At 66.0% G+C, this 17,206-nt stretch carries 13 protein-coding genes and 3 rRNA genes; 4 read left to right on the top strand and 12 right to left on the bottom strand.

Going from position 1 to position 17,206, the window contains the following annotated elements:
* Positions 1-44 precede the first annotated feature (44 nt).
* The 3 genes from rrf to ACTJJZ_RS15365 all read right to left on the bottom strand — a co-directional run bounded on the left by rrf (position 45) and on the right by ACTJJZ_RS15365 (position 5,314).
* A 5S ribosomal RNA gene (rrf, locus tag ACTJJZ_RS15375) occupies positions 45-161 on the bottom strand.
* 108 nt (positions 162-269) lie between these two features.
* Positions 270-3,373 (bottom strand): 23S ribosomal RNA (locus ACTJJZ_RS15370).
* Positions 3,374-3,789: 416 nt separating this feature from the next.
* Positions 3,790-5,314: ribosomal RNA gene (locus tag ACTJJZ_RS15365) — 16S ribosomal RNA — on the bottom strand.
* Together the 16S, 23S and 5S rRNA genes form the textbook arrangement of a ribosomal RNA operon.
* Positions 5,315-5,976: 662 nt before the next feature.
* Between ACTJJZ_RS15365 and ACTJJZ_RS15360 the strand changes: the two genes are divergently transcribed.
* The gene (locus tag ACTJJZ_RS15360; protein ID WP_440722064.1) at positions 5,977-7,302 is read left to right on the top strand and encodes a CoA transferase; all 1,326 of its coding nucleotides are present in this window, start codon (positions 5,977-5,979) and stop codon (positions 7,300-7,302) included.
* Here the strand turns inward: ACTJJZ_RS15360 and ACTJJZ_RS15355 are convergent.
* The 6 genes from ACTJJZ_RS15355 to tyrS all read right to left on the bottom strand — a co-directional run bounded on the left by ACTJJZ_RS15355 (position 7,284) and on the right by tyrS (position 11,824).
* Complete coding sequence (locus ACTJJZ_RS15355) at positions 7,284-7,463, bottom strand: hypothetical protein (protein WP_440722063.1); 180 nt, start codon at positions 7,461-7,463, stop codon at positions 7,284-7,286. The genes ACTJJZ_RS15360 and ACTJJZ_RS15355 overlap by 19 nt on opposite strands.
* Positions 7,460-8,047: a DUF4184 family protein gene (locus tag ACTJJZ_RS15350; RefSeq protein WP_440722062.1), complete on the bottom strand. Its 588-nt coding sequence runs from the start codon at positions 8,045-8,047 to the stop codon at positions 7,460-7,462. Before ACTJJZ_RS15350 ends, ACTJJZ_RS15355 begins: the two co-directional genes overlap by 4 nt.
* Before the next feature lie 31 nt (positions 8,048-8,078).
* On the bottom strand, positions 8,079-8,867 hold the full coding sequence (locus tag ACTJJZ_RS15345) for an amino acid ABC transporter ATP-binding protein (RefSeq protein ID WP_440722061.1): 789 nt from the start codon (positions 8,865-8,867) through the stop codon (positions 8,079-8,081).
* Positions 8,854-9,519: an amino acid ABC transporter permease gene (locus tag ACTJJZ_RS15340; protein ID WP_440722060.1), complete on the bottom strand. Its 666-nt coding sequence runs from the start codon at positions 9,517-9,519 to the stop codon at positions 8,854-8,856. The genes ACTJJZ_RS15345 and ACTJJZ_RS15340 overlap by 14 nt, the downstream gene beginning before the upstream one ends.
* 8 nt (positions 9,520-9,527) lie before the next feature.
* Positions 9,528-10,352, bottom strand: a complete 825-nt coding sequence (locus tag ACTJJZ_RS15335; RefSeq protein WP_440722059.1) for a transporter substrate-binding domain-containing protein — start codon at positions 10,350-10,352, stop codon at positions 9,528-9,530.
* Positions 10,353-10,522: 170 nt separating this feature from the next.
* Positions 10,523-11,824 (bottom strand): tyrosine--tRNA ligase, encoded by a 1,302-nt coding sequence (tyrS, locus tag ACTJJZ_RS15330; RefSeq protein WP_440722058.1) that lies wholly within the window; start codon positions 11,822-11,824, stop codon positions 10,523-10,525.
* 66 nt (positions 11,825-11,890) lie between these two features.
* Between tyrS and ACTJJZ_RS15325 the strand changes: the two genes are divergently transcribed.
* The 3 genes from ACTJJZ_RS15325 (at position 11,891) to ACTJJZ_RS15315 (ending at position 13,876) form a co-directional block, all read left to right on the top strand.
* A complete protein-coding gene (locus ACTJJZ_RS15325) occupies positions 11,891-12,499 on the top strand; it encodes a hypothetical protein (RefSeq protein ID WP_440722057.1) in 609 nt (202 codons plus the stop codon).
* Between the two features lie 79 nt (positions 12,500-12,578).
* Positions 12,579-13,298: a YcnI family copper-binding membrane protein gene (locus ACTJJZ_RS15320; RefSeq protein ID WP_440722056.1), complete on the top strand. Its 720-nt coding sequence runs from the start codon at positions 12,579-12,581 to the stop codon at positions 13,296-13,298.
* Positions 13,295-13,876 (top strand): copper resistance CopC family protein, encoded by a 582-nt coding sequence (locus tag ACTJJZ_RS15315; protein ID WP_440722055.1) that lies wholly within the window; start codon positions 13,295-13,297, stop codon positions 13,874-13,876. The genes ACTJJZ_RS15320 and ACTJJZ_RS15315 overlap by 4 nt, the downstream gene beginning before the upstream one ends.
* Positions 13,877-14,054: 178 nt before the next feature.
* Here ACTJJZ_RS15315 and ACTJJZ_RS15310 read toward each other — a convergent pair whose 3' ends face one another.
* The 3 genes from ACTJJZ_RS15310 to ACTJJZ_RS15300 form a co-directional block, all read right to left on the bottom strand.
* A complete protein-coding gene (locus tag ACTJJZ_RS15310) occupies positions 14,055-14,867 on the bottom strand; it encodes a hypothetical protein (RefSeq protein WP_440722054.1) in 813 nt (270 codons plus the stop codon).
* Positions 14,864-15,517, bottom strand: a complete 654-nt coding sequence (locus tag ACTJJZ_RS15305; protein WP_440722053.1) for a SatD family protein — start codon at positions 15,515-15,517, stop codon at positions 14,864-14,866. The genes ACTJJZ_RS15310 and ACTJJZ_RS15305 overlap by 4 nt, the downstream gene beginning before the upstream one ends.
* 120 nt (positions 15,518-15,637) lie before the next feature.
* A complete protein-coding gene (locus ACTJJZ_RS15300; protein ID WP_440722052.1) occupies positions 15,638-17,104 on the bottom strand; it encodes an APC family permease in 1,467 nt (488 codons plus the stop codon).
* Between the last annotated feature and the right edge of the window lie 102 nt (positions 17,105-17,206).

The raw sequence follows: 17,206 nt of genomic DNA, 5'->3' as shown, positions 1-17,206 counted from the left end.
GCAGAAAGGCCACCCTGCTTTGGGTGGCCTTTCTGGTAAAGGAAGTCCGGCGGTGTCCTACTCTCCCACAGGGTCCCCCCTGCAGTACCATCGGCGCTGTGAGGCTTAGCTTCCGGGTTCGGAATGTGACCGGGCGTTTCCCTCACGCTATGGCCGCCGAAACACTATTGACGTGTCTCGAACAAGCACAAACATGAATGTTTGATGTGTTCGCGGTTTCGACCGTACGTCGAGAACCACAAAGTGGACGCAAGCACCAGGAACGGTGTGTTATCAAGTCATCGGCTTATTAGTACCAGTCAGCTGCACGCATTGCTGCGCTTCCACATCTGGCCTATCAACCCAGTAGTCTGGCTGGGAGCCTCTCACCCGAAGGTATGGAAGTCTCATCTTGAGGCCGGCTTCCCGCTTAGATGCTTTCAGCGGTTATCCATCCCGAACGTAGCTAACCAGCGGTGCTCCTGGCGGAACAACTGGCACACCAGAGGTTCGTCCAACCCGGTCCTCTCGTACTAGGGTCAGATCCTCTCAAACTTCCTACGCGCGCAGCGGATAGGGACCGAACTGTCTCACGACGTTCTAAACCCAGCTCGCGTACCGCTTTAATGGGCGAACAGCCCAACCCTTGGGACCTACTCCAGCCCCAGGATGCGACGAGCCGACATCGAGGTGCCAAACCATGCCGTCGATATGGACTCTTGGGCAAGATCAGCCTGTTATCCCCGAGGTACCTTTTATCCGTTGAGCGACAGCGCTTCCACAAGCCACTGCCGGATCACTAGTCCCGACTTTCGTCCCTGCTCGACCTGTCAGTCTCACAGTCAAGCTCCCTTGTGCACTTACACTCGACACCTGATTGCCAACCAGGTTGAGGGAACCTTTGGGCGCCTCCGTTACTTTTTGGGAGGCAACCGCCCCAGTTAAACTACCCACCAGGCACTGTCCCTGAACCGGATCACGGTTCGAAGTTAGATATCCAGAGTGACCAGAGTGGTATTTCAACAATGACTCCACGGTAACTGGCGTCACCGCTTCAAAGTCTCCCACCTATCCTACACAAGCCACACCGAACACCAATACCAAGCTGTAGTAAAGGTCACGGGGTCTTTCCGTCCTGCTGCGCGTAACGAGCATCTTTACTCGTAATGCAATTTCGCCGAGTTCGCGGTTGAGACAGTTGGGAAGTCGTTACGCCATTCGTGCAGGTCGGAACTTACCCGACAAGGAATTTCGCTACCTTAGGATGGTTATAGTTACCACCGCCGTTTACTGGGGCTTAAATTCTGAGCTTCGCCGAAGCTAACCCGTCCTCTTAACCTTCCAGCACCGGGCAGGCGTCAGTCCGTATACATCGTCTTGCGACTTGGCACGGACCTGTGTTTTTAGTAAACAGTCGCTACCCACTAGTCTCTGCGGCCACCACACCCTTTTCCACGCAAGGCGGTATAAGTGGATGGCCCCCCTTCTCCCGAAGTTACGGGGGCATTTTGCCGAGTTCCTTAACCACGATTCTCTCGATCTCCTTGGTATTCTCTACCTGACCACCTGAGTCGGTTTGGGGTACGGGCGGCTAGAACCTCGCGTCGATGCTTTTCTTGGCAGCATAGGATCACCCACTTTTCATCCGCATCGTGTCTCAGCCTGAATGAGAGACGGATTTGCCTATCTCTCGGCCTACGCACTTGCACCAGGACAACCATCGCCTGGCTTGGGCTACCTTCCTGCGTCACACCTGTTAATACGCTAGCCGCACCAGAATGGGGTCGTACGCTAGGCCCCACGCCATCACCCGAAGGATCCGGTCGCAGGGATTCAGATACTTAGCACTACTGGATTGACTGGGGCGGTTCTTCGCCGGTACGGGAATATCAACCCGTTGTCCATCGACTACGCCTGTCGGCCTCGCCTTAGGTCCCGACTTACCCAGGGAAGATTAGCTTGACCCTGGAACCCTTGGTCTTTCGGAGGACGTGTTTCTCACACGTCTTTCGCTACTCATGCCTGCATTCTCACTCGTGTGGCGTCCACGGCTGGATCACTCCGCCGCTTCACCCGCCACACGACGCTCTCCTACCCATCAACACGGCTGGACCACGAAGGCCTACCATTAATGTCAATGCCACAACTTCGGTGGCGTGCTTGAGCCCCGTTACATTGTCGGCGCGGAATCACTTGACCAGTGAGCTATTACGCACTCTTTCAAGGGTGGCTGCTTCTAAGCCAACCTCCTGGTTGTCACAGCAACTCCACATCCTTTCCCACTTAGCACGCGCTTAGGGACCTTAGATGGTGGTCTGGGTTGTTTCCCTCTCGACTATGAAGCTTATCCCCCACAGTCTCACTGCTGCGCTCTCACTTACCGGCATTCGGAGTTTGGCTGACGTCAGTAACCTTGTAGGGCCCATCGGCCATCCAGTAGCTCTACCTCCGGCAAGAAACACGCAACGCTGCACCTAAATGCATTTCGGAGAGAACCAGCTATCACGAAGTTTGATTGGCCTTTCACCCCTATCCACAGCTCATCCCCTCAGTTTTCAACCTAAGTGGGTTCGGCCCTCCACGACGTCTTACCGTCGCTTCAGCCTGGCCATGGATAGATCACTTCGCTTCGGGTCTAGGACACGCGACTGAATCGCCCTATTCAGACTCGCTTTCGCTACGGCTACCCCACACGGGTTAACCTCGCCACGTATCGCTAACTCGCAGGCTCATTCTTCAAAAGGCACGCTGTCACCCCTACTAAGGAGGCTCCAACGGTTTGTAAGCAAACGGTTTCAGGTACTATTTCACTCCCCTCCCGGGGTACTTTTCACCTTTCCCTCACGGTACTTGTCCGCTATCGGTCATCTGGGAGTATTTAGGCTTATCAGGTGGTCCTGACAGATTCACACGGGATTTCACGGGCCCCGTGCTACTTGGGATACTCTTCACGCCAAGCCAGGCATTTCGACTACGGGGTTCGCACCCTCTATGACCGGCCATTCAAAACCGTTCGTCTATACCTGCTTGTAACGCTGAAAGTTCGGCAGAACAATCCAAAAAGTCCCACAACCCCGAGCATGCAACGCCTGCCGGCTATCACACACACCCGGTTTAGCCTCATCCGCTTTCGCTCGCCACTACTCACGGAATCACATGTTGTTTTCTCTTCCTGTGGGTACTGAGATGTTTCACTTCCCCACGTTCCCTCTACCCGCCCTATATATTCAGGCGGGAGTCACTAGGTCGGCACGCCGCCCAGCGGGGTTTCCCCATTCGGACACCCTCGGATCAAAACTCGCTTATCAGTTCCCCGAGGCTTATCGCAGATTGCTACGTCCTTCTTCGGCTCCAGATGCCAAGGCATCCACCGTTTGCTCTTAAAGACTTGAAATCACATGAGTTCATCAAGAATCGGAACCAAACCCCGAAGGATCCGGTTCGAAATTGACTAATGATCTTTAAGATCATCAAAACGAGACAATCCGAAGATCGTCTCGAAGATGCTCGCGTCCACTGTGTAGTTCTCAAAGTACGGGCGGTGCTCATCCCCACCAGCACAAAACCGGCGGCGAAGAGCCCGAGGAACAGCTGCGATCCGAAGATCACATCCGGTCCCTCAGGACCCAACAGCGTGCAGGCACCCCGCTCACCCATCCCCACGTTCCCACCAGACCCGAAGGCCCGACGTACTAACGAAGATCAGCTGCGCTGATGCCATGTCAAATGTTCCACCCATGAGCTAACCGGCAAGACACATTCGGTCTCGACCCGGCGCCTGGAAGACCGAAGCCTCCAGATGCTCCTTAGAAAGGAGGTGATCCAGCCGCACCTTCCGGTACGGCTACCTTGTTACGACTTAGTCCTAATTACCGATCCCACCTTCGACGGCTCCCTCCACAAGGGTTAGGCCACCGGCTTCAGGTGTTACCGACTTTCATGACTTGACGGGCGGTGTGTACAAGACCCGGGAACGTATTCACCGCAGCGTTGCTGATCTGCGATTACTAGCGACTCCGACTTCATGAGGTCGAGTTGCAGACCTCAATCCGAACTGGGACCGGCTTTTTGGGATTCGCTCCACCTCACGGTATTGCAGCCCTTTGTACCGGCCATTGTAGCATGCGTGAAGCCCAAGACATAAGGGGCATGATGATTTGACGTCATCCCCACCTTCCTCCGAGTTGACCCCGGCAGTATCCCATGAGTTCCCACCATTACGTGCTGGCAACATAGAACGAGGGTTGCGCTCGTTGCGGGACTTAACCCAACATCTCACGACACGAGCTGACGACAACCATGCACCACCTGTTCACCAGTGTCCAAAGAGTCCCGTATTTCTACGGTGTTCTGGTGTATGTCAAGCCTTGGTAAGGTTCTTCGCGTTGCATCGAATTAATCCGCATGCTCCGCCGCTTGTGCGGGTCCCCGTCAATTCCTTTGAGTTTTAGCCTTGCGGCCGTACTCCCCAGGCGGGGAACTTAATGCGTTAGCTGCGTCACGGAATCCGTGGAAAGGACCCCACAACTAGTTCCCAACGTTTACGGGGTGGACTACCAGGGTATCTAAGCCTGTTTGCTCCCCACCCTTTCGCTCCTCAGCGTCAGTTACGGCCCAGAGATCTGCCTTCGCCATCGGTGTTCCTCCTGATATCTGCGCATTCCACCGCTACACCAGGAATTCCAATCTCCCCTACCGCACTCTAGTCTGCCCGTACCCACTGCAGACCCGAGGTTGAGCCTCGGGATTTCACAGCAGACGCGACAAACCGCCTACGAGCTCTTTACGCCCAATAATTCCGGATAACGCTTGCGCCCTACGTATTACCGCGGCTGCTGGCACGTAGTTAGCCGGCGCTTTTTCTGCAGGTACCGTCACTCACGCTTCTTCCCTGCTAAAAGAGGTTTACAACCCGAAGGCCGTCATCCCTCACGCGGCGTTGCTGCATCAGGCTTCCGCCCATTGTGCAATATTCCCCACTGCTGCCTCCCGTAGGAGTCTGGGCCGTGTCTCAGTCCCAGTGTGGCCGGTCACCCTCTCAGGCCGGCTACCCGTCGACGCCTTGGTGAGCCATTACCTCACCAACAAGCTGATAGGCCGCGAGCCCATCCCCCACCAAAAAATCTTTCCAACCAGTAACCATGCGGTTCCAGTTCGTATCCAGTATTAGACGCCGTTTCCAGCGCTTATCCCAGAGTGAGGGGCAGGTTGCTCACGTGTTACTCACCCGTTCGCCACTAATCCCCCAAAGCAAGCTTCGGGTTCATCGTTCGACTTGCATGTGTTAAGCACGCCGCCAGCGTTCATCCTGAGCCAGGATCAAACTCTCCGTAAAAGAAAAAAACAGGACCACCAGGGAAAACCAGCGACCTGCGAGTTTGAAACTGACCAAAGAGACAAAATCAACTGACTTCATCCGAATGCCAACCCCGAAAAAAGGAGTTGGTCTTTGATCCAAAGGAATTTCTCAAACCAGCCCAAAAAGGACCGGAACGAGGAATAAATTGGCATTTGACAAGTGCACGCTGTTGAGTTCTCAAGGATCGGATGCTCCTGCGTTCCGGCCTCTCAGCCTTCCCTTCAGGGCAACTTCTCTATCTTATCCGTGTCGCTCAGGCTGTCAAATCGACGCGCCGTGAGGTTTGGACCAGATCCGCTGTCTCGTTTCCGAGGCAACTTCTCAAGCTTAGCCCTCCCGGCCAGTCTGTCAAATCGACGATCCTGGCGGACGGCCACCATTTCGAGCGCACGCGCTCGACCCCGCCGCAGGACGAACCTGCGAAGAGGAACCAGCTTCCGGAGAAGGAGGTGGGCGGTTGTTCGCCGCTTGGGGAGTCAGGCCTTCCGGCCCTTCGCTCTACCGCTTGGGGCGAACAAGTAATAAGTTACGCGGATCCCCGGGTTCCGGCAAATCGCGGCGCCCGCCCGGGCGTGTCGTCTGCGGTTCTCGCCACGTTCCCCCTCCCGGGGCGGCACTGGTCCGCATACGATGCGGTCATGAACGCTGCGACGGCGCGGGCGGCGCTGGCCGGATTCTGGGCCGCGCTCGGCGAGGAACCCTCGGACATCGAGCACGTCGCGCCCGTCCCCGTGCCTCTGCCCGCCCGTCTCCCTGTCGCCGCGCTGGCCTGGGCGGGCGTGCAGGCGGCCTCCCTCGCTCTCGCCCGGGCAGCGGGGGCTGAGGAGGTGCGCCTCGACGGCGCCCGTATCGCGGCGGCCTATCGCAGCGAGCGTCACCTGCGCATCGACGGGCGCTCCCCCGCGGCATGGTCGCCGCTGTCCGGGTTCTGGCGCACCGCGGACGGCTGGGTCCGCACGCACGGGAACTACCCGGCCCACACGGCTGCGCTGCTACGCGGGCTGGAGCTCTCCGGTCCCTCCGCCGATGCTGTGGCCGCGCGGCTGCAGACCCTGCCGGGCGACGTCGCCTGCGCGGCGGTCGCGGCGCAGGGCGGCCTGTGCGTCCCGGTGCGTGAGGAGCGGAGCTCCGTGGACGCCGCCCTGCGCCTGGATCCGGTCGTCCGCCTCGAGCGCATCGGATCCGGCCCGGTGCTCCCGCTGCCGTCGCCGACCGCGGCCGCGCCGCTGAGCGGGGTGCGCGTGCTCGACCTCACCCGCGTGATCGCCGGCCCTGTCTGCACGCGCACCCTCGCCCTGGCCGGCGCGGACGTGCTGCGGATCGACCCTCCGCAGCTGCCGGAGTTCGGCTGGCAGCACCTCGACACCGGGCACGGCAAACGCTCGGCCCTGCTCGACCTCCTCGGAGAGCGCGATCGCTTCGGCGCGCTGCTGGCCGATGCCGACGTCGTCGTGCTCGGCTACCGCCCTGCGGGTCTGGCACGTCTCGGTCTCTCCCCCGCGGCGCTGATCGCGGCGCATCCGCACCTCGTGGTCGCCCAGCTGTCGGCCTGGGGAACGCCCGAGCGGCGCGGTTTCGACAGCCTCGTGCAGGCGGCGTCCGGGATCGCGTGGATCGAGTCGCCGTCCGGCGAGGCGCCGGGTGCGCTTCCCGCGCAGGCGCTGGATCACACCGCCGGCTACCTTCTCGCCGCGGCCGTCGCCACCGCGCTGCACCGTCGCGCCGTCGAGGGCGGCGGCTGGATCGCGGAGACCTCGCTGCGCCGTGTCGCAGCGGAGCTGCTGACCCTGCCCCGGGATCCGGAGCACTCCGGGGACGCCCCGCCGGAGGAACCCGCTACTCAACTGTTCGACGTCGCCGGCTCCTCCGTGCGCACGGCCCGGCCCGCCGTCGCCTGGGCGGGCGGCGCGGAGGGGTACGCCCCGCCGCGGCCGTGGGGCCGGGATCAGGCCGTCTGGCGCTGAGCCCCGCGGATCCGCAGCACCATCACGAGGACCAGCGTGAGCATCGCCCACACTCCGCAGGCGAGCGGAAGCGTCCGGTACGCGAGGTGCTGCAGCGTGAACGCGGCCGTGATCGGCCCGTGCACCGCCAGGCCGACCCCGAGCGCGATCAGCAGCGTCACCGGCTCAGCCGCAGGCCGAGCGGCGCGGGATCCACCCGCCCCGGCCGGCGGCCGCGCACCCAGACCGCGCCGGCGATCCCCAGCACCACGACACCGCCGACGCCGGACGCGTACTGCAGCCACCTGTAGCCGGGCAGCGGGCCCCACTCGCCGGCGAGTGCGGGGATCAGGGTGCTCCCGAAGCGGCCCTCGTGCGTGAACGCGTCCCACAGGATGTGGCTGACGATGCCGAGCGCCAGCGCAATGAGGAGCAGCAGGCTGCCGCGGGGGGAGGGGAACGTCTCGGAGATCGCCGCGGGGGTGCGCCGGTCCCACTCCGCGGGCAGCCGGGCGCCCAGGAAGCGCGGTGCCAGGATCCGGCAGGCCGGGCGGAGCAGAAGCCGCCAGACCAGCAGCAGCGCGAGCGCGAGGAGGGTGGTCGCGGGGAGCCAGCGCAGGTCATGGGTCACCCCGTAGTCGACGACGAGGCCGCGGGTGAACAGCGGGAGGTCCGGCGTCATCGCCCCGACCGCGATCGCCGCGGGGACGACCGGCGTACGGACGAACGGCAGCGCGACGATCGCGTGGCTCGGCGTGAACGGCATGATCCCGACGCTACCGGCACGCGCCCGGACGTCACTCGAACGGCCGGAGGATCCGATCCAGGAAGCGGCGGGTGCGCTCGTGCACCGGCGCGGTGAAGACCTGTGCCGGGGCGCCCCTCTCGACGACCACGCCGCCGTCCATGAACAGCACCTCGTCGGCCACCTGCCGCGCGAAGGCGAGCTCGTGCGTCACGATGACCATCGTCCACCCCTCCGCGACGAGCTCCGAGATCACGCTCAGCACCTCGCCGACGAGCTCGGGATCCAGAGCACTGGTCGGCTCGTCGAACAGCAGCAGGTCCGGCTTCAAGGCCAGCGCCCTGACGATGCCGACGCGCTGCTGCTGGCCTCCCGAGAGCTGGAACGGGTGGGCGTCGCGCTTGTCGGCCAGGCCCACGCGATCGAGCAGAGCCAGCGCGTCCTCGCGCGCCTGCTGCTTCGGGACGCCCTGCACCTGCACCGGGCCTTCCATGACGTTCTGCAGCACGGTCATGTGCGGGAACAGGTTGTGGTGCTGGAAGACCATCGCGGACCGGTCCCGCAGCGCAAGCCGCGACCGTTCGGCGGAGCGTCGGTCCCCGCGGTCCGCGAAGTCCACGACGGGCCCGCCGTCGAAGGAGACCATTCCCGCGTCGGGGGTCTCCAGGCCGTTCAGCGAACGCAGCACCGTCGTCTTGCCCGAGCCGCTCGGCCCGATGAGCGCCACGACCTCGCCCCGCCGGACCTCGAAGTCGATGCCCTTGAGTACCTCATGAGCGCCGAAAGCCTTCGTCAGCCCGTTCGCGCGCAGCAGCGGCGTGGGCGGATCAGTGAGCGACATAGCGATCCAGCTTCTTCTCCAGGAGACCCTGCGCGCCGGAGAGCACGAGGCAGAACAGCCAGTACACGAGCGCCGCCTCCAGGTACAGCAGCATGACCTCCTGGCTGGCCGCGGCGACGCGCTGAGCGACGCGGAACAGCTCGGTGACCAGGATCAGGGAGGCGAGCGAGGTGTCCTTGACGAGCGAGATGAACGTGTTGGAGAGCGGCGGCACCGAGACGCGCGCCGCCTGCGGCAGGATGATCCGACGCAGCGTCCGTCCCCGCGACATGCCGATCGTGTATCCCGCCTCCCACTGCCCGACGGGCACCGAGAGGATCGCAGCCCGGATGATCTCGGCCGCGTAGCCGCCGACGTTGAGCGAGAAGGCCGCGATCGCGGACGGCCACGGATCGATCACGATCCCCACCGCGCCCAGGCCGTAGAAGATCACGAACAGCTGCACGAGCAGCGGTGTGCCCCGGATCACGGACACGTAAGCCCTGGCGATCGCGGAGAGCGAGCGCGACTCGGACAGCCGCATCAGCGCGATCAGCAGCGCGATCACCAGACCGATCGCGAACGAGGCGAGGGCCAGCGGAATCGTTCCGCTGATCCCGCCCCAGACGATCGGCCAGAAGGATTCCAGGAAGAGGTGCAGCCCCTCGGGCATGGCGAGTGCTACTTCGAGACGTCTTCGCCGAAGTACTTCTTGCCGAGCTTGGCGAGCGTGCCGTCGGCCGAGAGCTTCGCCAGCGCCTTGTCGACCGCCTTCACGAGCGCGTCCTTCTTCTTGGTGAACGCGAACGCGCTCTGCGTCGGATCCGTCTGCGCGGCGACGGCGAGCTTCGCGTCCGGATGCTGCTTGACGTAGTCGAGGTAGGTGAGCTTGTCGTTGACCGTCGCCTGCACCCGGCCCTGCTCGAGGAGGGCGACGGCCTGCGCCCAGCCCTCGACCGACTCCACGTTCGCCCCGGCATCCTGGGCGAGCTTGTAGAAGTTGCTGGTGAGCGACTGCGCCGTGGTCTTGCCCTTGAGATCGGCGAAGGTCTTGATCGACGTGTCGCCCTTCTTGACGACCACCACGCTCGGCGACACGGTGTACGGCGTGGAGAACAGGTACTTCGCCTGGCGTTCCGGGTTGATCGAGACCTGGTTGGCGATGACGTCGAACCGTCCGGCCTCGAGTCCCGCGAAGATGCCGTCCCACTGCGTCTCCTGGAACTGCACCTTGAGGCCGAGCTCCTTGCCGACCGCCTGCGCGACCTCGACGTCGTAACCGACCAGATCGCCGGCTCCGCCGTCCGCGTGGAAGGTGAAGGGGCTGTAGGTGCCCTCGGTGGCGACCGTCAGGATCCCCTGCTTCACGAGTCCGTACGAGGCGCTGTCCGCCGCGGTGCTGTCCGCAGGCTTCCCGGACGCTCCTCCTGAGCAGGCGGTGAGGGCGAGGACGAGAGCGGATGCGGCGACGCCGACGGCGACCCGGGCGATGCGACGCTGGGACATGGAGGACTCCGTTCAGAGTGTGAGTGCATGCGGAAGGGCGCGCCCCCGCGTGTTCGAGTGGATCATGGACATGCCAGCAGCAGCGAACTCCGTGTCGCCGTGTGTCACGGCGGAGCGGCACGCGCGGCACCGGCTCCGGATCCCGGCACGACGGGATCCGATGCCGCTGCTCAGACGGGAAGGAGGCCGGCGAGCGTCTTCTTGCCGCGGCGGAGCACGGAGACCCCGCCCGGCAGGCCCAGCGGCACGGTCGCCTCGTCGGACTCCACGCGCACCCCGTCGACCGAGACGCCGCCCTGGGCGATCGCGCGACGGGCCTCGGACGCGCTCGAGACCAGGCCGGTCGCCACCAGCGCCTCCACGACCGGGGTTCCGCTCGCGAGCTGCGCGTTCGGCAGCTCCTCCAGGGCGGTCCGCAGCGTCCCCGCGTCGAGGGCGGACAGATCGCCCTGCCCGAACAGCGCCTCCGACGCCGCGATCACCGCGGCCGCCGCCTCGATCCCGTGCACGGTCGCGACGACCTCGAGTGCGAGGCGCTTCTGCGCGGCGCGGCGGAACGGCTCCGCCTCGACCAGTGCGGCGTACTCCTCGATCTCGGCGCGGGTGAGGAACGTGAACACCTTGAGCCGGTCGATCACGTCGGCGTCGGCCGTGGAAAGCCAGAACTGGTACATCCGGTACGGGCTGCACATGTCGGCGTCGAGCCAGACCGCGTTGCCCTCGCTCTTGCCGAACTTGGTGCCGTCGCTGTTGGTGATCAGCGGCGTGCCGATCGCGTGCACCGACGCCCCGTCGACGCGATGGATGAGGTCGGTGCCGCTGGTGAGGTTGCCCCACTGGTCGGACCCGCCGGTCTGCAGCACGCAGTCGTACTGCCGGTGGAGCTCGAGGTAGTCGAGGCCCTGCAGGATCTGGTAGCTGAACTCGGTGTAGCTGATGCCGGCGTCGGAGTTGAGGCGCGCGGCGACCGCATCCTTCTTCAGCATCGTTCCGACGCGGTAGTGCTTGCCGATCTCGCGGAGGAAGTCGATCGCGCTCAGCGGCGCCGTCCAGTCGAGGTTGTTCACGATCCGGGCGGCGTTGTCGCCCTCGAAGCTGAGGAACCGTTCGACCTGCGCGCGGAGCTTGCCCACCCACTCCACGACGGTCTCGCGGGTGTTGAGCGTGCGCTCGGCCGTGGGACGCGGGTCGCCGACGAGACCCGTGGATCCGCCGACGAGGCCCAGCGGCTTGTGCCCGGCGAGCTGCAGCCGGCGCATGGTGAGCAGCTGCACGAGGTTGCCGAGGTGCAGGCTGGGCGCGGTCGGGTCGAAGCCGCAGTAATACGTGATCGCGGGTCCCGCGAGAAGGGCGCGCAGCGCCTCCGGATCCGTGGACACGTGGACGAGTCCGCGCCAGACCAGCTCGTCCCACACGTTCTCGAACGTGGGATCGATCGCCGGTTCCGCGGTCGTCAGGGATGGGTTCGACACCGGATCAGGGTATCAGCGCGCACCCGGGCGATTCGGCGCCCGCGGTGCCGCCAGTACGCTGGAGGCGTGTTGGGAACGCGCGCGGGACGCACGTACCGGGGGCTGATCGCCGCCCTGGTCGCGACGTTCGTCGCGTCCGTGTCCCATTCCGTCGCCGACGGTGCTCCTGCGCCGCTGATCGGGATCGTGCTCGCGCTGCTGTTCGCCGCGCCGGTGTGCGTCGCGCTCGCCGGCCGGACGCTGTCGTGGACGCGGCTGTCGATCGCCGTGGTGCTGAGCCAGTTCGCATTCCACGGGCTGCTGCTGATCGGGGTGGGATCCGGCACCGGACACCTCGCGACGACCCAGGGCGCCCACCTGCACGGCGCCGCGACGGCCGCAGCGTTCGGCACCACCGCACTGAGCGCCGCCGGGCTTCCGGACCACACGCAGCCTGCGATGTGGCTCGCGCACGTGATCGCCGCGCTGCTCACCGTGATCGCGCTGGGCCGGGGAGAGCAGGCACTGCGCGCGCTGCTCGAGCTGACCGGCTGGACCGCGGTCGCCCTCGTGCTGGACTGGCAGCCGCTCCCCGTGCGGAGGGTCCAGCCCGCGGCGCGCGCCTCCGCCCCGGTGCTCCGCTCCCGCTTCGCCCTGACCGTCGTGCAGAGGAGGGGTCCGCCGCTCGCGGCCTGATCCTCTCCCCTCCTTCCGCACCGGTGATGCTGCGCCGTCGCGCGCCCCGGTGCATCCGCACGCCGATCAGAAAGACCCCATGCGAAAGAACACCCTGCCCCGCGCCCTCGCCGGCCTCGCCGCCGGCGCCGTGCTCGCCCTCGCCGTGCCGCTCGCGGCCTCGGCCCATGTCACCGTGTCCCCGAACCAGGCCGCGGCCGGATCCTGGACCTACGTCACCTTCCGCATGCCGGACGAGTCGGCCTCGGCCAGCTCGGTCAAGCTCGACATCCACCTGCCGACCGCGACGCCGTTCACGAGCGTCAGCTACCAGCCGGTCGCCGGATGGACGGGCACGGCCACGAAGACGACCCTGCCGAAGCCGGTGAAGGTCGACGGCAACACCATCAGCGAGGCGACCACCGAGGTGGTCTTCACCGCGGACACCGGAGGCGTCGCCCCCGGACAGTTCCAGACGTTCACGCTGTCTCTCGGCCCGGTCCCCGACACCGGGCATATCGTGATCCCCGTGACGCAGACCTATTCCGACGGCAAGGTCGTGGAGTGGGCGGCCACTCCTGAGCAGGCCGCCAAGGACGACACTCTCGAACCCGCCCCCGTGCTGTGGGTGAACGACGCACCCCCGGCGGATCACCACGGGGTCACCGCGACGGCCTCGCCCGCGGCCGGTCCTGCGGCGGGCCCCGGACAGGACCAGGGCGGCCTCGCCCTCGGCCTGAGCATCGCCGCGCTCGTCCTCGCCGCCGGCGGAGCGCTCCTGGGCGGCATCGCGCTCGGACGCCGGAAGCCCCGCGCATGAGGATCCGCCATCGTCTCGGCGCACTGATCTCGGCCGCGGTCGTCGGGCTGGTCCTCGCGACCGCCGGAGCCTCCGCGGCGAGCGCGCACGACACCCTGGAGCAGTCGGATCCCGCGGCGAACGCGACGGTGAAGAGTCTCAGCGCCGTCACGCTCACCTTCAGCGGAGATCCGCTCGGCGCCGAGGGAGCGACCGTCATCCAGGTGATCGGTCCGGACAAGAGGTACTTCGAGACCGCCTGCCCCGACCTGAACGGACCGGCGGTGTCGGCGCCGGTCACGCTGGGCCGCGCCGGGACGTACGAGGTGCTGTGGCGGGTGGTGTCCTCCGACGGGCACCCGATCTCGGGCAGCTACACGTTCTCCTATGCGCCGGCCGCCGGTGGCGCTCCGGCGCAGGGATCGACGACGCCGAAGTGCGGGCCCGCCGCGCCGACGTCGGCGCCGGATGCCTCGTCGACGGGATCCCCAGGGAGCGCGGGGGACCCAGGGCTCTGGATCGGGCTCGGTGTCGGGGCCGTCGTGCTGATCGGCGTCGGGATCGGCGCCTGGGCTCTCGCCCGCGGGCGCCGGAGCTGAGTCCGCCCGGGTCGGCCGTGCCACACTTTTTGACCCCCGCCACACCGATCGGTGGCGCGGGGGTCAAAAAGTGTGGCAGTCGCGGGGCGGAATACGGCATTCCGTCTCGCTCCGGCTGCGCCGGTGCTCGCGCGGCGACCCCGGAAAAGGGGCCGCTCACCGAGCACGAGGAGGCGGGTCAGACCGCTCGGGCGGCCCACCACAGCAGCAGGGCCCCGCCGAGCGCCACGACCCAGCTGACCAGGCTGCCCACCAGGAAATACTCCGCGCGTGCGCCGCTCGCGCCGTCGCGCGAGATCTCGGGGAACCGCACGATCCCCTTGGCCGCGAGCATGGCCGCCAGCAGCGGGTACGCGGCGAACAGCGTGAGCAGCAGCACGATCACGCGCTCCAGGGGCCCGATCAGGCGTCCTCCCCGGAAGCCCGGATCCACGGCGGACCCGGGCTGCGACGGCTCCGGAGCCGTCGGAGCACCCGGATCGACCGACTGCGCCGGGACCAGGCCATGCACCGCCTCCGCAGGAGGTCCGTCCCCGGGCTCGACCTCGGCGGGCAGCTGTGCCTGTTCGCCGATGAGCGCGGCCCGGACGATGACGTTCCCGGTCTCCAGCAGCACCGCGAACACCCCGACCGCGAGGACGAGCAGATCGAAGCCGATCGGGCCGAACGGCGTCGCCAGCCACCGGCCGGAGAACAGGCCGGTCGTCGCGCGGGCCGGCATCAGCGCGACCGAGGCGACCACGAGCACGGCGAGCAGCACCGCCGGCCAGAACGACAGCCGGGGCCGTCCTTCCAGCGGGAGCACCCAGGCCCACAGCACCGCGAGCACGATGCCGATCAGCGCGAACACGTACGCCCCGCCGAACGAGGAGCCGGCGAGGACCAGCAGCCCGGCGATCGCGACGCCCATCCACAGGGCGCGACCGCGCAGGAACCGGCGCAGGATGTCGGCCAGGCCGACGGCGAGCAGGACGAAGCCGGCGAGGATCATGTGCGCGCCCTCCCCCGCAGCGCCTCGAGGCCGAGCAGGACCGAGGCCGCGCCGGCGCTCGCGAGCGCCTGGGACACGGCCGGCTGGGTGATCCCCTCCTCCTCGGCGAGGGCGGCCTGCGTGCGGCCGAGGGCCCGGCCGTACACGAGTCGGCGCTCACGGGGACTCATCCGCGTCACGATCTCGTCGCGCGCGAGCACGTACGCGTTCGCGAGGTCGATCATCGTGTGCATGCCGTCATCCTCCTCCGGTGCGCCGACAATCCAGGTCCGCGTGGCCGGCACGGCGCGCTGCTGCCGGGCATGGACGGTGTCGATCGCCTTCCGCGCGGCCCACCAGGCCGGGCCGTCCTGCAGCTTCGGGCTGTCCGGCCCGCCCGCGATCTCGCGGATCTCGCCCACGCCGATCCCGAAGCGCAGCTCGTGCCCCTCCGGCAGGGCGAGCTGCACGAGCAGGAGCGAGGCGAGCGCAGCGCCCAGCCCGGGGTAGCGCGCCTGGAACTCGTCGCCCGCGGTCGCCCGCAGCGGCTCCTGCGCCAGCGGCAGATCGTGCTCGGCCCTGGCTACCGCATGGTCGAACGCCTGCTGCGCCGCGGAGCGGTCCGGCAGCCGACGGGATCCGACGATGTCTGCGATGACCGCGATGCTCATGACACGAGGCTAGCCCTTATACCCCGATACTTATAAGCACTCTTCCGCCGGCGCCCTGGAAGGCCGCCCGGTACCGCCACGCGGATCGCCCGCCCGGCCACCGGGATCAGGGGTGAACGGTCAGGCCGAGAAGTCCTCCGGGACCTCGAGCGGACGACGCGAGAAGTACGCGTCCTTCGCCCGCCGGTAGAAGATCAGCAGCGGCACCACCCCGATCACGATCAGGCCGAGGCCGAGGATGTTCACGACCGGCTCGTTGTTCGGGATCGACGTGAAGAAGATGTACATCATGAACAGCGCGCCGACCAGCGGCCAGATGCCGATCAGGATGAGGTTCTTCACGGAGGTGAAGATGACCTTCCGGAAGCCGATCACGACTGCGAGGCCCGCGAGCGAGTAGTAGAACGCGATCTGCAGGCCGATCGAGGACACCGCCCAGCCGAGGATCTGCCCGACGCTGTCGCCGAACACGTTCGCCAGCACGAACAGCAGCAGCGAGACGACGACCACGACCAGCGTCGCGAACACCGGCGTCTTCCACTTGCGGTTGATCCGACCGAACGCGAACGGGATCGTGCGGTCGCGACCCATCGCGAACAGCGTGCGGCTGACCTGCACGAGCGTGGTCTCCAGGGTCGCGATCGTGGAGAGCGCGACCGCGATGATCAGGATCTTGCCGCCGATGCCGGGCATGATCGCGTCGCCCAGCACGCTCAGCACGTTGCCGCTGTTGGCCTCGATGGTCTTGCCGGGCAGCATCACGAGCGTCGTGGTCGTGTAGATCTCGAACAGGATGAACACGATGACGATGCCGAGGATCCCCGCCATGCCGGTGGTCTTGTGCGCGTTCTTGGTCTCCTCGCCGAGGTTGGCCGTGACATCCCAGCCCCAGTAGTAGAAGGCGGCGATGAGCGCGGCCGACACGAACACGCCGGCAGCCGTCAGGTGGCCGAAGCCGAACCAGTCCCAGGAGAAGGTCTCGCCGTGGTGGTAGGTGGTGATCGCGCGCGGGATCGCGATGACGGCGAAGACCACCAGGATCCCGACCTCGATGATCGACATGATCCACTGCGCGCGCTCTGTCGTGTGCACGCCGAAGATCACCGCGGCCGCCATCACCAGGAACCAGACGGACCCGACGAGCGTCACCAGCAGCGTGTTGTCGGCCTGGTCCGGAGCGAACAGCGCCACGGTCATCTGGCCGGCGGGCAGGGCGCCCGCGACCATGAACACCGTCGCGGAGATCACCAGCGCCCAGCCGGCGAAGAAGCCGAGGATCGGGTGCAGGCCGCGGGCCACCCAGGAGAACGACGCGCCCGCGTGGCTGTCGACCCGGGCGAGGTGGCTGAACGCGAACGCGATGCCGAGCATCGGGATGCCGCACCACAGCAGCGCCGCGGGGGCGCCGACGCCGGCGGCTCCGATCAGCAATGCGGTGCTCGCCGCGATCGAGTACGCCGGCGCGCTGCCGGCGACGGCCATCAGCGTGGATCCGGCCTTGGACACCCCGCCCGCCTGCAGCGCGTGCTCCTGATAGTCCATCGCGCGTTGCGCCGAGGTCTCGGTCTCCAGTGGATTGCGGGTCACTTCTGTCCCCTGTCTCGTCGTCGGGTGTGGGGGATGACAGAGGGACGCTAGCACCCCGGATCCATCCGCGACTAGAGCCGGATCCGATCATGTCCGCCACGG

The sequence above is a fragment of the Microbacterium sp. 22242 genome (assembly GCF_052045495.1).
Taxonomy (GTDB): domain Bacteria; phylum Actinomycetota; class Actinomycetes; order Actinomycetales; family Microbacteriaceae; genus Microbacterium.
The sequence above is the reverse complement of the archived record's forward strand: the minus strand, read 5'-3'. Positions and strand labels throughout refer to the sequence as shown.

What these genes read in the sequence shown, in the direction of transcription:
- ACTJJZ_RS15320 (WP_440722056.1), top strand. Translation starts at nt 12,579, where the DNA reads ATGCGAAAGAACACCCTGCCCCGCGCCCTCGCCGGCCTCGCCGCCGGC.
- ACTJJZ_RS15310 (WP_440722054.1), bottom strand. Translation starts at nt 14,867, where the DNA reads ATGATCCTCGCCGGCTTCGTCCTGCTCGCCGTCGGCCTGGCCGACATC.
- ACTJJZ_RS15335 (WP_440722059.1), bottom strand. Translation starts at nt 10,352, where the DNA reads ATGTCCCAGCGTCGCATCGCCCGGGTCGCCGTCGGCGTCGCCGCATCC.
- ACTJJZ_RS15340 (WP_440722060.1), bottom strand. Translation starts at nt 9,519, where the DNA reads ATGCCCGAGGGGCTGCACCTCTTCCTGGAATCCTTCTGGCCGATCGTC.
- ACTJJZ_RS15315 (WP_440722055.1), top strand. Translation starts at nt 13,295, where the DNA reads ATGAGGATCCGCCATCGTCTCGGCGCACTGATCTCGGCCGCGGTCGTC.
- ACTJJZ_RS15360 (WP_440722064.1), top strand. Translation starts at nt 5,977, where the DNA reads ATGAACGCTGCGACGGCGCGGGCGGCGCTGGCCGGATTCTGGGCCGCG.
- ACTJJZ_RS15305 (WP_440722053.1), bottom strand. Translation starts at nt 15,517, where the DNA reads ATGAGCATCGCGGTCATCGCAGACATCGTCGGATCCCGTCGGCTGCCG.
- ACTJJZ_RS15350 (WP_440722062.1), bottom strand. Translation starts at nt 8,047, where the DNA reads ATGCCGTTCACGCCGAGCCACGCGATCGTCGCGCTGCCGTTCGTCCGT.
- ACTJJZ_RS15345 (WP_440722061.1), bottom strand. Translation starts at nt 8,867, where the DNA reads ATGTCGCTCACTGATCCGCCCACGCCGCTGCTGCGCGCGAACGGGCTG.